We start from the raw sequence: 14,638 nt of genomic DNA on the forward strand, positions 1-14,638 counted from the left end.
GGAAAACACTATGAACGCAAAAGTCTGGCTGGTGGGTGCAGGTCCTGGTGACCCTGAATTGCTGACCCTCAAAGCCGTGCGCGCCTTGAGCGAAGCCGACGTGGTGCTGATCGACGATCTGGTCAACGCCGCGGTGCTGGAACATTGCCCCGACGCGCGCATCATTGCCGTGGGCAAGCGCGGCGGCTGCCGCTCCACGCCCCAGGCCTTTATCCATCGCCTGATGCTGCGCTATGCCCGCCAGGGCAAATGCGTGGTGCGTCTCAAGGGTGGCGACCCATGCATCTTCGGCCGCGGCGGTGAAGAGGCGCAGTGGCTGCGCGAGCAGGGTGTCGAAGTGGAGATGGTCAATGGCATCACCGCCGGCCTCGCGGGGGCGACCCAGTGCGATATTCCACTGACCCTGCGCGGGATTGCCCGGGGCGTGACGCTGGTGACGGCCCACACCCAGGATGGCAGCAGCCTGAACTGGCAAGCCTTGGCGCAAAGCGGCACGACGCTGGTGGTGTACATGGGTGTGGCGAAACTGAGCGAAATTCGCGAACAGTTGCTGGCCGGTGGCCTGGCCGCGAACACGCCTGTCGCCATGATCGAAAATGCGTCCCTGCCCCATCAACGTGACTGCCGCAGCGACCTGGCCTCGATGGAAGCCGATGCCAGCACCTTTCAACTCAAGAGCCCGGCGATCCTGGTGATTGGCGCGGTGGCCGGTGCTGCCGAACTGGCCACCTCCCCGTCTGCCTGGGTCCAGGTTTCAGCCCTCTGACATAGACCCCCTACCAGTGTGGGAGCGAGCTTGCTCGCGATGGCGGTGTATCAGCAGCCTGGATGGTGACTGACACACAGCAATCGCGAGCAAGCTCGCTCCCACAATGGGATCTGAGTTCGACCGGGAGAGCCAGGCCGGCTGTTAGGCCGCCTCGCGAGCAAGCTTTGCTCCCACAGATCGGATGGGCGTACGACCGGGAGAACCAGACCGGCTGTTAGGCCGCCTCGCTTTTGATTTTGATCTGGGACGCCCCGTTAACCACGCTGGCCGAACGCAGGCATTGCGCAGTGGGCAACCCGGCATGGATGCCGGGTTAGCCGCGCTGGGCCATGGATGGCCCTTCGCGGCGGGCCCACGGAGCAATGCCGGAGTGAGGGCATGCCGAGCCTAAGCGAGGCACCGAGTGGTGGGGCAAGCCTTTTTTGCTTACTTTTTTTGGCGTCTGAAAAAAAGTGAGCCGCCGTAAGGGCGGAACCCTAAGTAGCCGTTACCGCAGCAATGGATATGTACCCGGTCATGCCGTCAGACCGCCATCGCGCAGCAATGGATATGCACCCAATCAAACCGCCACCGTAAACTATTTCCCCGCTGATTTTCATAAATCCCAGGCAAAGAAAAGCCCGGCCTAGGCCGGGCTCTTCCAAAGCTGTGGGCTAATTACTTAGCTTGGGCTTCAACCTGCGCTTCTACGCGACGGTTAACTGCACGACCAGCTTCAGTGGCGTTGTCAGCAACTGGGCGGGATTCGCCGTAGCCAACAGACTGAACGCGGGACGATTCAACACCGTACTGGTTGGTCAGAACTTGCTTAACGGCGTTTGCACGACGCTCAGACAGTTTCTGGTTGTAAGCGTCAGGACCGACGGAGTCAGTGTGACCTTCAACAGTGGTGCTGGTGGATGGGTACTGCTTCATGAAGTCAGCCAGGTTCTTGATGTCGCCGTAGCTGTTAGGCTTGACAACCGACTTGTCGAAGTCGAACTTCACGTCCAGCTCAACACGTACGACTTCAGCAACAGCTGGGCAGCCATCAGCGTCAACGGTTACGTTGGCTGGGGTGTCAGGGCACTTGTCGACGTTGTCGCACACGCCATCGTTGTCGCTGTCGGAGCAGACTTCAGCCGGAGCTGGAACTGGAGCAGCAGCAGGCTTGGAGCCGCCACCGAAGTTCACACCGATACCGACGCTTGGAGCCCACTCGGTGTCGCCCTGGTCGATGTTGTACTGAGCTTCAACGCCAGCACGGGCGTAGAAGTTCTCGGTGAAGTACAGCTTGGCGCCGCCGCCAACGTTGGCGAAGGTGGAACGGTTACGGCCGTTGCTGCCATTCTGGTCGATGCTCTGGTCGGAGAAACCGGCCGAAACGTATGGACGCAGCATGTCGCCTGGGTTGTTGAAGTGGTACAGAGCGTCCAGAGCGGTGTTGGCGCCTTTGACGTTGGTGCCGTCGTCAGTACGGGCGTTGTGCACTTCGTCGTAGGCCAGACGCAGTTCAACGTCGTCGGTCAGGAAGTAACCAACCGAACCGCCGAACAGGTTGCCGTTGTTCTTGAAGTTACGAGCGCTGTCGAATTGTTCTTTCTTGGCGAAGCCTTCGATTTCAACTGCGCCTTGGCCTTGTGCCAGAGCGCCGAACGAAGTGGCAGCAATCAAAGAACCAATGGCAAAGCCCAAGGTGTTTTTCAGTTTCATCCGTTAAATCCCCATCTGGTGATTGTGAAGCAGTCCCGCAAACCGGGGGACAACTCGGCGGCAAGTCTAACAGAACTTGCCTACACGTAAGAGATATTTGCGCCGAACTTAAGTTTCAGCAATGCCTGCAAATTTCTCACGCAATTTGTCAAGAGCGCGCTTGTAACGCATTTTTGTCGCGCTCAAACCCATGTGCATTATGTCTGCGATCTCCTGGAATTCCAGCTCTGCGACAAATCGTAGCACCAGAATTTCCCGATCGATCGGGTTCACATAGACCAGCCAGCGATCGAGTCCCCCCTTCTCCTCGGGCTTGGGCGCCTTATCTTCCGACGCTTCCTCCAGAGGATCCAGGCTCAAAGCGTCCATCAAGCGACGCTTTCGCCGTTCCTTGCGATACTGCGTGATGCATTCGTTGTAGGTGATGCTGTAGAGCCAGGTCTTGAACTTCGATTTCCCCTCGAAGTTCTTCAACCCATACAGCACCTTCAACATCACCTCCTGACAGACATCGTCAGCATCGCGATCGTTCCCAAGATATCGTGCACAAACGTTAAATAATGTTCTCTGGTAGCGGCGCATCAATTCTTCATAGGCGCGCGTTACGTGAAACAGCTCGGTATGCGCGCGCGCGACCAACTCCTCATCGGAGAGATCACGGGGGTCGTAGCGCGTAGATAGCGATTGGGGTTTGTTCAAAACAAGTCGGGCCGACAGTCTAGGTCAATGTGCGCCGCAGCCTGCGATAGCAGGCATTTTGCGGCGGCATACATTAGCAGGGTTTGCCGGGTTAGCGGCTACTCACATGCTGTTCCAGCAGGATCCGATTGGAAAGCGACACCAGCTCGCCCTCCTCGGTCAGCAATGTGGTCTTCACCGTGCCAATTTCTTCGATCTGGCCTTCGACCTCGCCAACACGCACTTGTTGCCCAACCTCATACAATTCACGCACATAGATTCCCGCCAGGATCTGACCGGCGATTTCACGACTCCCCAATCCCATTGCCAGCGCAACCGCCAGACCAACGGTAATCAAAACGATCACGATCACGTGGTTGAGCAGGTCAGTCTTGACCTCCAACTGGCTGATCGCCACCGAAATACTGATGATGATCACCAGGCCTTGAGCAATTCGCCCTACGCCAGCGGCGTAGTCCAGCCCAACGCCCTCGGCCGCGCCGCGCACCAGCCCATTGGCCAGTTGCGCCAGCAGAACGCCGACCAGCAACACCAGCGCAGCACCAAAAACCTTCGGCAAATACAATGCGAGCATATCGAGCGTAGCCGAAACTCGCTCAAGGCCAAGGGATTCTGCTGCCGAAACCAGGAAAATCAGCAATACGAACCAATACACGATCTTGCCGACCAGGGTCGAGATCGGTACCTGGATGCCGCCACGGGACAGCAACTTGGTCAGGCCGGTGCCACCCATCAGGCGATCGAGGCCCAGCTTGGCAAGCAGCTTGGACAGCAGCGTGTCCAGCAGCTTGGCCACGACAAAGCCCAACAGCAGCACCACCAGGGCGCCAAAGAGGTTCGGGATGAAGTTAGCTACTTTGGTCCACAACGCAGTCATCGCCGTGACGAGGCTCTGGGTCCAGAGATCAAGTTCCATATTCAATCAGCCTTATCAACGGTGCGAGTAACAGGTTTACGGCGGGAAACCGGCGAGAGATGGGCCGATCCGTTATTCAGGGCGATCATCAGCGCGGGCAACCAGCGGCCCAGCAGGCTGAACAGATCACCTGCGCCGACCTGGCGGTTGGCGGTTTTCAGTACACGTCCCAGGCATGCATCGTCGTCCCGGCTGGACGGCGAAGCCTTGAGCATGTCGCGCAAAGACTGTTCAAACGGATCGTGCATACGCACCTCTCGTGATGTCTGTGGAAGACGCGATCAAATTTCGTCGGGTCACATGAAACCCCATCACACCCAGCGCAAACGACGGAACAACCACCACTGCCCCAGCGCCACGCAGATCATCAGCAGGCAGGCGATCATGAAACCGTAGGGGCTTGCGGAAAACGGAATGCCGCCGACATTGATACCCAGAAGGCCGGTGAGAAAACTCATCGGCAGAAAAATCCCGGTGACGATACCGAAGCGGTACATGGTGCGGTTCATGCGCACCGAAAGGCGCCGGTCTTCGGCCTCCAGCACAAGCCCCACGCGCTCTCGGGTCAATTCCAGCTCCTCGAGGTAACGGGTCAGGCTGTTGTTCAATTCGTTCCAGTAGTCGCCGTCATCGTCGCAAAACCATGGCAGTTTGAGCCGCGTCATCTGGCCGAAGATGTCCCGCTGTGGCGCCAGGAATCGCTTGAGCCCCGCAGCCCTTCGACGGATGTGCAAAATGGCGTCGTGCTCAGGGGTATACCGTTCGTCGGTATCGAGTTTTTCTTCCTCGGTATCGACGATTTCGGAGAGGCAGGTGACCAGGTCCTGCACCTTATTGGTGAGGTATTGCGCCATGTAGAGAATGAGTTCGGACGCCGTTTTCGGACCCTTGCCCTCGGCCAGTTGCGCCAGCAGCTCATCGGTGGCGCGCAACGGACGCAGGCGCAGGGAGATCACCCGCTGGGCAGACGCAAAGATCCGTACCGACACCATGTCTTCAGGTTCGGCGCCCGGGTTGAGGTTGATCCCCCGCAGGAACAGCAGCAGTTCGGCGTTGGGCAACGGCAACAAGCGCGGCCGGGTGTTCTCTTCGAGCAGCAAGTCGCAGTTGAATTCGCTCAGGCCACTGGATTTGCGCAGCCAGGTGTGGGTTTGCGGATGACTGCGATCCCAGTGCAGCCACAGGCTTTCATGGGCCTGCAACTGCAAATCGTCGAGTTCGGTCCGGGCTATGGAACGCGCGCCGCCTTTACCGTCCAGCACCAGGGCATGCACCAGCCCCCACTGCGCGTTTTCTTCCTCGAACATCCTCATCCCTTATGGCTGTACTGCTTCATTCAGGCATTTTCAGCGGGCTTGGCGAGACGATCACGCCGTTATTGTCCGCATAGACATACTCGCCCGGGCGAAACGTCACGCCGGCAAAGGCCACCGGCACATTGAGTTCGCCGACGCCACGCCGGTCGGTCTTCATCGGGTGACTGGCCAGGGCCTGGACCCCGAGGTCCGTCTGGGCAATGATGTCGACGTCGCGGATGCAACCGTAGACCACCAGCCCTTCCCAGCCGTTTTTCGCGGCTTTTTCCGCCAGCATGTCCCCCAGCAGCGCCCGACGCAGGGAACCGCCGCCATCGACCACCAGCACCTTGCCGTTGCCCTTGAGTTCAACCTGCTCCTTGACCCGCGAGTTGTCCTCGAAGCACTTGATGGTCACGATTTCGCCGCCGAAGGAATCGCGGCCGCCGAAATTGCTGAACATCGGCTCCAACACCTGTACCAGTTCCGGGTAGGCGTCGCACAGATCGGGCGTGAGGTAATGGTTCATCGAACAACTCCTGAAAGGCTGGAACGTCGGACTGAATGAGCAACCGTTTGTGACTGGAACCGCTTGAAGCGTCATATCTTAGCCGCAAGCCGACCAGAGCGAAATGCCCTTGTCAGAGCCTTCGCCTCAAACCGCCTCGGCCAACTGGGGCTGTTCGGCCAGCAAAGGGGCCTGCTGATCCTTGAGCCAACGCGCCACCAGCGGCCATACTTCAAGATGCGCAGCCTTGCTGACCAGCATCTCGACGTGACCGAAGTCTTCGGTGAAACCCTGTCCCCGGCCCAGGCAGACAAACTGCTTGTGCTCGGAACCAATCTGATCGAAGAGCTTGCGGCACGCCCAGGTCGGGTCCTGGTGATCGCCTGTGGCACTCACCGCCAACACCGGCAACTGGACATCGGCCAACCCGGCCCACCAGTTCTTCTCGGCATCGCCGAAACGTCCGAACAGGCCGTACCAGCGCATGCTTTCCAGGGCCAGGCCGATGGGCTCGTCCTCGGGGCCGCGCTTGAGCCTTGAACCGGACAATTGGGCAAAACGCTTGAGGATGAAGCGACCGCTCCACTCCACTGGCGGAATCTTCAACGGCCAGTAGGTACGGCTGACCTGGGTACCAAAGAACGCCGCCGAAGCCACCGCCGGCTCGCCCAGGTAATGGCCGCCCAAGGCGGCCGCCAGGGTGATGCCACCCAGGGAGTGACCGATCCAGTGGGGCACTTGCCCACTCTGCTCACGAACGAAGGCGCCAATGGCCGGCAAGTCGTAGCGGGCGTAGTCGGCGACGCGATTGTTGCGATAGCCCTGGTTGCGCTGGGACAACCCATGGCCGCGCATCTCGGGAATCCAGACATCGAACCCCAGGCGTGCCAGGTACGCGCCCAGGCCCAGGCCCTTGGGGGAATACCAGAAACGCCGATTGGAAAAACTGCCGTGCAACAGGATCACCGGGACCCCACGGGTTTCGCAGGCGTCGGCCATGCCCAGCCGGGTGACGGCCAGTTCGACGCTGGCGTCCGGGCTGTTGCCGGGTTTCAAGCGATAGACATCTTCGCTCAGATCACCGCGCCGCTCGGCGCTGATCAGGGCGACAGGAAAGAGGTTGCTGCTGCTTTGCATGATCTTCTTGCACAAAAAAAGACGACTGTGGGAGCGAGCTTGCTCGCGATGGCGGTGGATCAGCAAAACAATCTTGGCTGACACTCCGCTATCGCGAGCAAGCTCGCTCCCACAAAGGTTACCCGGCTTACATTACCGGTGAGGCCCCTTCACTCGATCAGACCGCCGCCTGCCCCTCAGCCAGGAAGAACCAGGTTTCCAACACGGAGTCCGGGTTCAACGAAACGCTTTCGATGCCCTGCTCCATCAGCCACTTGGCCAGGTCCGGGTGGTCCGAAGGGCCCTGGCCGCAGATGCCGATGTACTTGCCAGCCTTGTTGCAGGCGGCGATGGCATTGGCCAGCAGCTTCTTGACCGCCGGATTCCGCTCGTCGAACAGGTGCGCGATGATCCCGGAGTCGCGGTCCAGGCCCAGGGTCAGCTGGGTCAGGTCGTTGGAACCGATGGAGAAGCCGTCGAAGAACTCGAGGAATTCTTCAGCCAGGATCGCGTTGGACGGCAGCTCGCACATCATGATCACGCGCAGGCCGTTTTCGCCACGGGCCAGGCCGTTTTCCGCCAGCAGGTCGACGACCTGGCTCGCTTCGCCCAGGGTCCGGACGAACGGCACCATGATCTCGACGTTGGTCAGGCCCATCTCGTTGCGCACGCGCTTGAGGGCGCGGCACTCGAGTTCGAAGCAGTCACGGAACGCTTCGCTGATGTAGCGCGAAGCGCCACGGAAGCCCAGCATCGGGTTTTCTTCTTCCGGCTCGTAAAGCTTGCCGCCGATCAGGTTGGCGTATTCGTTGGACTTGAAGTCCGACAGGCGCACGATGACCTTTTTCGGCCAGAACGCTGCGGCCAGGGTGCTGATGCCTTCCACCAGCTTCTCGACGTAGAAACCGACCGGATCGTTGTAACCGGCAATGCGCTTGTCGACGCTGTCCTTGGTTTCCTGCGGCAGGCCGTCGTAGTTCAGCAGCGCCTTGGGGTGCACGCCGATCATGCGGTTGATGATGAACTCCAGGCGGGCCAGGCCCACGCCAGCGTTCGGCAGCTGCGCGAAGTCGAAGGCGCGGTCCGGGTTGCCGACGTTCATCATGATCTTGAACGGCAGGTCCGGCATGGCGTCCACGGAGTTCTTCTTGATGTCGAAGCCCAGTTCGCCTTCGAAGATGTAGCCGGTATCGCCTTCGGCGCAGGACACGGTCACTCCCTGGCCATCCTTGAGCAGCTCGGTGGCGTTGCCGCAACCGACCACTGCCGGGATCCCCAGTTCACGGGCGATGATCGCCGCGTGGCAGGTACGCCCGCCGCGGTTGGTGACGATGGCGCTGGCGCGCTTCATCACCGGTTCCCAGTCCGGGTCGGTCATGTCGGAGACCAGTACGTCGCCGGCCTGGACCTTGTCCATCTCCGAGACGTCCTTGATGATCCGCACCTTGCCGGCGCCGATGCGCTGGCCGATGGCACGGCCTTCCACCAGCACGGTGCCGGTTTCCTTGAGCAGGTAGCGCTCCATGACGTTGGCCTGGGTGCGGCTCTTCACGGTTTCCGGGCGGGCCTGCACGATGTACAGCTTGCCGTCGTCACCGTCCTTGGCCCATTCGATGTCCATCGGGCACTTGTAGTGCTGTTCGATGATCATCGCCTGCTTGGCCAGTTCGCTGACTTCGGCGTCACTCAGGCAGAAACGCGCGCGCTCGGCCTTGTCCACGTCGACGGTCTTCACCGAACGACCGGCCTTGGCTTCGTCGCCGTAGATCATCTTGATGGCCTTGCTGCCCAGGTTGCGGCGCAGGATAGCCGGGCGACCGGCTTGCAGCGTGCCTTTGTGGACGTAGAACTCATCCGGGTTCACCGCGCCCTGCACGACGGTTTCACCCAGGCCGTAGGCGCCGGTGATGAACACCACGTCACGGAAGCCCGACTCGGTGTCGAGGGTGAACATCACGCCGGCGGTGCCGGTTTCGGAGCGCACCATGCGCTGCACACCGGCGGACAGGGCAACCAGCTTGTGGTCGAAGCCCTGGTGCACGCGGTAGGAAATGGCACGGTCGTTGAAAAGGGAGGCGAAGACTTCCTTGGCGGCGCGGATGACGTTTTCCACGCCACGGATGTTCAGGAAAGTTTCCTGCTGGCCGGCGAAGGAGGCGTCCGGCAGGTCTTCGGCGGTGGCCGAGGAACGCACGGCGACGGCGATATCGGGATTGCCTTCGGACAGCTTGGCGAAAGCGGTGCGGATCTCGGCGTTCAGTTTCTCGGGGAACTCGGCGTCCATGATCCATTGACGGATCTGGGCACCAGTCTTGGCCAGGGCATTGACGTCATCGACGTCCAGGGCATCGAGCGCATCGTGGATCTGCTTGTTCAGGCCGCTCAGTTCCAGGAAATCACGATAAGCCTGGGCGGTCGTGGCGAAGCCGCCTGGCACCGATACGCCGGCGCCGGCGAGGTTGCTGATCATCTCGCCCAGGGATGCGTTCTTGCCCCCCACATGCTCCACATCATGGACGCCGAGCTTATCGAGGGAAACTACGTACTCTACCAAGGTGATCTCTCCACTAACTGTGTTGGAAAAGCTCAAGGCACCGGTGGCTCCAGGGGGAGCGATGACCGGCGATATGGCCTGGACCTGGAAAATAAGTGAGAATGCGGACCACTGGCGGCCAGCAAATCGCGCCTATCATATCCAAGAATCGTCACTAGCTCACTAGCTTAAGGCCCAAGGCGCAAATGAAACGATCTGCTTTCTTTATCTCCGACGGCACCGGCATTACGGCCGAAACGCTAGGCCAAAGCCTGTTGGCACAGTTCGAAAACATTACCTTCGCCAAGTTCATACGGCCGTACATCGACAACGTCGACAAGGCGCGGGCCATGGTACAGCAAATCAATAAAGCCGCCGAAACCGACGGTTTCCGCCCGATTATCTTCGATACCATCGTCAATCAGGACATCCGTGAGATTCTCGCAACGTCCAATGGTTTCATGATCGACATTTTTTCCACGTTCCTGGCACCCCTGGAGCAGGAACTGAGCGAGCATTCCTCCTACTCGGTCGGCAAATCCCACTCCATTGGCCACAACTCCAACTACATGGAGCGGATCGAGGCGGTCAACTTCGCGCTGGACAACGATGACGGCGCGCGCACGCATTATTACGACAAGGCCGACCTGATCCTGGTGGGGGTGTCGCGCTGTGGTAAGACGCCGACGTGTCTGTACATGGCGATGCAGTTCGGCATCCGTGCGGCCAACTACCCGCTGACCGAAGACGACATGGAGCGCCTGCAACTGCCCAGCGCCCTGCGCGCACACCAGCACAAGCTGTTCGGCCTGACCATCGACCCGGACCGCCTTACCGCGATCCGCAACGAGCGCAAGCCCAACAGCCGCTATTCGAGCTATGCCCAGTGCGAGTTCGAAGTGCGCGAGGTGGAAAACCTGTTCCGGCGGGAGAATATTCCGCACATCAATTCCACGCATTTTTCCGTGGAAGAGATTTCGGCGAAGATCCTGGTGGAGAAAGGGGTGGAGCGGCGGTTCAAGTAACCCCGCAACAACACAAAACCCTTGTGGGGGCGAGCCTGCTCGCTCCCACAAGGGTTGAGGCGTTCTTACAACCGTTGTATCAATGAGCCACAGCCGCCTGTTCTTCCATCTTCTTGCGCAGGCTCAGCGGGCGCATGTCGGTCCAGACTTCTTCTATGTAGGCCAGGCATTCCTTCTTGAACCCGCTTTTGCCGACGGTGCGCCAACCTTCGGGGACGGCCTTGTAGTCTGGCCAGATCGAATACTGTTCTTCGTGGTTGACCACGACCTGAAAGACGATGTCCTCGCGGTCGAATACTGAAGTCATGGGTGTCTCTCCATCTTTGCTCGAGGTTCGCGGCGGCGCATGCGCAGCCAGGATATGAAAGGAACGTACGGGCCGGGGTGAAAATTAGGCCTCGACGACCGCCGCCTGCAGGGCTCGCCCGAAAATCTCGGCAACCCGGTCGATTTCCGCCTTTGTGATGATCAGCGGTGGCAGGAACCGCACCACGCCGCCTTGCCGGCCACCCAGCTCCAGGATCAGCCCGCGCTTGAGGCATTCACGTTGCAGCTGTGGCGCCAGCCGTGCATGTACCGGCGGATGGCCCAGGGCGTCAGGCTTACCCGCCGGATCCACCAGTTCGACGCCGAGCATCAACCCGCGACCGCGGATATCGCCCAGTTGCGGGAAGTCTCGCTGCAGGATGCGCAGGTGCTCGCTCAAGCGTTCACCCATGGCCGCGGCGTGGGCCGGCAGGTCGTGCTCCTGCAGATAGCGCATCACTGCGGAACCGGCGGCCATGGCCATCTGATTGCCACGGAAGGTCCCGGCGTGAGCGCCCGGCAACCAGGTGTCGAGCCAATCGCGATAAACCACCACCGCCAGGGGCAGGCTGCCACCGATGGCCTTGGACAGCACGACCACGTCCGGGATGATCCCGGCGTGCTCGAATGCAAACATCTTGCCGGTACGGCCAAAGCCGCTCTGGATTTCGTCGACGATCAACGCCACCCCCGCCTGCTCGGTGATCCGCCGCAAACCGCGTAGCCAGTCCAGGTCGGCGGGAATCACCCCGCCCTCGCCCTGCACCACTTCGACGATGACGGCTGCCGGCAATTGCACGCCGGCCTCGGGGTCATTCAGCAGGTTTTCCAGGTAATGCAGATTGGCCTTCACGCCTTCGACACCACCCAGTCCGAACGGGCAGCGGTAATCGTAGGGATAGGGCATGAACTGCACGCCGCTGCTGAGCAAGGCGCCCAAGGGTTTCTTCGGCCCCAGGCTGCCCATCAGGCTCAACGCCCCTTGGCTCATGCCGTGATAACCGCCCTGGAACGACAGCACGGTGCTGCGGCCGGTGGCGGTGCGTACCAGCTTGAGGGCGGCTTCCACCGCGTCGGTACCGGTGGGGCCGCAGAACTGGATCTTCGCCTCGGCGGCCAGCTCTGCCGGCAACAAGCCGAACAGGTCCTGGACAAAACGATCCTTGACCGGCGTGGTCAGGTCCAGGGTATGCAAGGGCAGCTCATCGGCCAGCACCTGCTGGATCGCTTCGATCACCACCGGATGGTTATGCCCCAGCGCCAAGGTGCCGGCGCCGGCCAGGCAGTCGATGAAGGTGCGACCCTCGACGTCCTCGACATACAGCCCCTTGGCACGCTTGAGGGCCAGGGGAATCCGCCTTGGGTAGCTGCGGGCGTTGGACTCCTGCCGATTCTGGCGGGCCAGCAGCGGCGACTCATTGAACTGGTAGAGCGTCTCGACCGGCGCAGGGCTGACCCGGGCCGGCTGTGCTTCGATAAGACTGTTGGCGACTGACATCCCTCGACCCCGCAATACACTGAAGTAATGACCCAACGACACACCGCACAGGTGCATCTCCGGTCGGAGCGCACATGCAGGTTTCCTGTTGTGGAAACGCATCAGCAACGCAGGGATTTACTCTCGGGCAGAACTTTGCGGGTCGACGCGATCAGTGGCTTGTTCATGAAGCCTGTGGGAGCAAAGCCGTTGCACAGGCCATTGTTGGAGTGAATCAGGCCGGTAACACCTGCACCGGCACCGTCAACTCGACCCGCAACCCATCCGGGCGCGTGTCGAAATGCAGGCCGCAGCCGCAACGCTGGACGATGGCCTGGACGATCGCCAGCCCCAGTCCGCAGCCGGTGCTATGGCCATTGCGCCAGAAGCGCTGGGTCAGGTGCTGGATGTCGTCGGCGGCGATGCCGGGGCCGTGGTCGCGGACCTGGAAGCGCACGCGCTGGCCGACCATCTCCAGGCTCAGCTCCACATCGGTATCGTCCGGGGTATGGCGCAGGGCGTTATCCAGCAGGTTGCGCAAGGCGGCGATGGAGAGCACCGCCGGCATCTGCACCGGTGCATCGGACAACCCTGGGGATACGTGCAGCCTGATCCGCCGCGAATCACTGCTGGCGGCATCCTGGATCGCCAGTCGGGCGACCTGCTCGGCGTTGCATTGCACGCCATCGTCGAACGACAGGCTGCCTTCGACCCGCGCGAGCAACAGCAACTGTTCGAGTGTGCGGTGCATGCGGTCGGCGCCCTCCTCGGCCCGGGCCAGGGACTGGTCGCGGGCGGCGCCTTCGGTCATGCGCGCCACTTGCAGGTGCGTCTTGATCGCGGTCAGCGGGCTGCGCAGCTCGTGGGCGGCGTCGCCGGTCAGCCGGCGCTCACGCTCGATGGTCTTGCCGATGCGCTGGAACAACTGGTTCTGGGTCTCCAGCAGCGGTCGCAATTCGCTGGGCAGTGGATGGATCTGCAAGGGCTCCAGGGAATCGGCGCTACGCCGCATCAGCGCATCGCGAATGCGATTGAGCGGTGCCAGGCCCTGGCCAATGCCGAGCCACAACAGGCACAGGCAACCGAGCAGCGCCACGCCCACCGGCACCGAGGCGGCCAACAGTATCGACATGTTCAGGGCTTCGCGTTCGATCTGGCGGTCGGCGGTGGTGATGCGCAAATCGCCCCGGGCCAGGGTGAAGCTGCGCCAGGGCGCGCCGTCGATCATCTGGTCGTGGAAGCCCATTTTCTCGGCTTCCAGGGTTTGCTCCGGGGTGCCGTGGCTGCGGGCCAGAATCTCGCCGCGCAAGGAACTGACCTGACAGGCCATGCCGCCTGGAATGCTCAATTGCTCGGAGCTCAAATGCGTGCCGTCGCCCTTGCTGGGCAACGGTGGCATCTGTTCCAGCAACCCGGCGACCATCCGCGCCGAAGCCACCAGGCGCTGGTCGAGGGAAAACATCATCTGGTTGCGCAGGTCACTGAGCATCCACGCCGCGGCCAGGGCCCAGATCAGGGCAAAGGCCGCGCCGAGGGTCAGGCTCAGGCGCAGTCGCAGGCTCATCACTTGGAAGACTCTCCACCTTCGGCCGGCCCCAGGCGATAGCCCAGGCCACGCACGGTCTCGACAATCCCGTTACCCAACTTGCGCCGCAGGTGATGGATATGGACGTTGAGGGCGTTGCTTTCCAGTTCGTCGTTGAACCCGTAGACGCTGTCCTTGAGCTGTTCAGTGGACAGCACCCTGCCGCGACTGTGCAACAGTGCCTGCAACAGCGATTGCTCGCGCCGGGACAGATCCACCGGTTGGCCGTCCAGGGTGGTTTCCCGACTGCTGGGGTCATAGGTCAGGCGACCGTGTTCGATCAGGTTGACGCTGCGCCCCGCCACGCGCCGCAGCAACGTGTGCAGGCGCGCCGCAAGTTCGCGCAGGTCGAAGGGTTTGAGCAGGTAGTCATCGGCGCCGGCCTGCAAGCCGTCGACCCGGTCGGTCACCGAGTCCCGGGCGGTGAGGATCAGCACCGGCGTCTCCAGCCCCTGCTGACGCAACTGCCTGAGCAGTTTGAGACCGTCCTCGTCGGGCAATCCCAAGTCCAGCACCATGACATCGAATTCCGCCACGCCGACCATCGCCCGCGCCGCCGATGCAGTGGCGACGTGCTCGACGGTCAGGCCCTGCGCCGTAAGGCCGGCAACGATCCCGCTGGCAATCAACTCATCGTCTTCGCAGACCAGTACGCGCATGGTAAGCCCCGTGGAAAAAGGTACATTAGGCCGCCGGCCGATTAAGCCGACATTATGC

The 14,638-nt window shown here is 61.2% G+C and carries 14 protein-coding genes; 2 read left to right on the forward strand and 12 right to left on the reverse strand.

Features of this window, described 5'->3' with window-relative positions; all coding sequences use genetic code 11:
- Positions 1-10 precede the first annotated feature (10 nt).
- Positions 11-766 (forward strand): uroporphyrinogen-III C-methyltransferase, encoded by a 756-nt coding sequence (gene cobA, locus AB4O22_RS17595; RefSeq protein ID WP_114731123.1) that lies wholly within the window; start codon positions 11-13, stop codon positions 764-766.
- Between the two features lie 660 nt (positions 767-1,426).
- Here cobA and AB4O22_RS17600 read toward each other — a convergent pair.
- The 8 genes from AB4O22_RS17600 to ppsA all read right to left on the reverse strand — a co-directional run bounded on the left by AB4O22_RS17600 (position 1,427) and on the right by ppsA (position 9,549).
- Complete coding sequence (locus tag AB4O22_RS17600) at positions 1,427-2,461, reverse strand: OmpA family protein (protein ID WP_003199525.1); 1,035 nt, start codon at positions 2,459-2,461, stop codon at positions 1,427-1,429.
- Between the two features lie 108 nt (positions 2,462-2,569).
- The gene (gene sigX / locus AB4O22_RS17605; RefSeq protein WP_003183614.1) at positions 2,570-3,160 is read right to left on the reverse strand and encodes an RNA polymerase sigma factor SigX; all 591 of its coding nucleotides are present in this window, start codon (positions 3,158-3,160) and stop codon (positions 2,570-2,572) included.
- Positions 3,161-3,251: 91 nt separating this feature from the next.
- Positions 3,252-4,076, reverse strand: coding sequence for a mechanosensitive ion channel family protein (locus AB4O22_RS17610; protein ID WP_003199523.1), 825 nt, complete (start codon positions 4,074-4,076; stop codon positions 3,252-3,254).
- 2 nt (positions 4,077-4,078) lie between these two features.
- Positions 4,079-4,330, reverse strand: a complete 252-nt coding sequence (locus tag AB4O22_RS17615; protein WP_223473059.1) for a CrfX protein — start codon at positions 4,328-4,330, stop codon at positions 4,079-4,081.
- Positions 4,331-4,387: 57 nt separating this feature from the next.
- Positions 4,388-5,383 (reverse strand): zinc transporter ZntB, encoded by a 996-nt coding sequence (locus tag AB4O22_RS17620; RefSeq protein WP_460096843.1) that lies wholly within the window; start codon positions 5,381-5,383, stop codon positions 4,388-4,390.
- A gap of 25 nt (positions 5,384-5,408) precedes the next feature.
- A complete protein-coding gene (rraA, locus tag AB4O22_RS17625; RefSeq protein WP_460096844.1) occupies positions 5,409-5,900 on the reverse strand; it encodes a ribonuclease E activity regulator RraA in 492 nt (163 codons plus the stop codon).
- 126 nt (positions 5,901-6,026) lie between these two features.
- Positions 6,027-7,016 carry an alpha/beta fold hydrolase gene (locus AB4O22_RS17630; protein ID WP_003199516.1) on the reverse strand — a complete coding sequence of 330 codons (990 nt, stop codon included), beginning with the start codon at positions 7,014-7,016 and terminating at the stop codon, positions 6,027-6,029.
- 157 nt (positions 7,017-7,173) lie between these two features.
- Entirely contained in the window at positions 7,174-9,549 is a 2,376-nt protein-coding gene (gene ppsA, locus AB4O22_RS17635) for a phosphoenolpyruvate synthase (protein WP_460096846.1), read from the reverse strand.
- A 185-nt stretch (positions 9,550-9,734) separates the two neighbouring features.
- On the opposite strand from ppsA, the gene ppsR reads away from it, so the two are divergent.
- A complete protein-coding gene (gene ppsR / locus AB4O22_RS17640; RefSeq protein WP_014337326.1) occupies positions 9,735-10,553 on the forward strand; it encodes a posphoenolpyruvate synthetase regulatory kinase/phosphorylase PpsR in 819 nt (272 codons plus the stop codon).
- Between the two features lie 79 nt (positions 10,554-10,632).
- On the opposite strand, the gene AB4O22_RS17645 is transcribed toward ppsR, so the two are convergent.
- The 4 genes from AB4O22_RS17645 to AB4O22_RS17660 form a co-directional block, all read right to left on the reverse strand.
- Positions 10,633-10,860 carry an MbtH family protein gene (locus AB4O22_RS17645; protein WP_028237696.1) on the reverse strand — a complete coding sequence of 76 codons (228 nt, stop codon included), beginning with the start codon at positions 10,858-10,860 and terminating at the stop codon, positions 10,633-10,635.
- A gap of 84 nt (positions 10,861-10,944) precedes the next feature.
- A complete protein-coding gene (locus AB4O22_RS17650) occupies positions 10,945-12,357 on the reverse strand; it encodes an aspartate aminotransferase family protein (protein WP_003199506.1) in 1,413 nt (470 codons plus the stop codon).
- A gap of 214 nt (positions 12,358-12,571) precedes the next feature.
- The gene (locus AB4O22_RS17655; RefSeq protein ID WP_223473062.1) at positions 12,572-13,903 is read right to left on the reverse strand and encodes an ATP-binding protein; all 1,332 of its coding nucleotides are present in this window, start codon (positions 13,901-13,903) and stop codon (positions 12,572-12,574) included.
- Positions 13,900-14,580, reverse strand: coding sequence for a response regulator (locus AB4O22_RS17660; RefSeq protein ID WP_013692602.1), 681 nt, complete (start codon positions 14,578-14,580; stop codon positions 13,900-13,902). The genes AB4O22_RS17655 and AB4O22_RS17660 overlap by 4 nt, the downstream gene beginning before the upstream one ends.
- Positions 14,581-14,638: the final 58 nt, after the last annotated feature.

The organism is Pseudomonas sp. S3_B11, assembly GCF_054667715.1.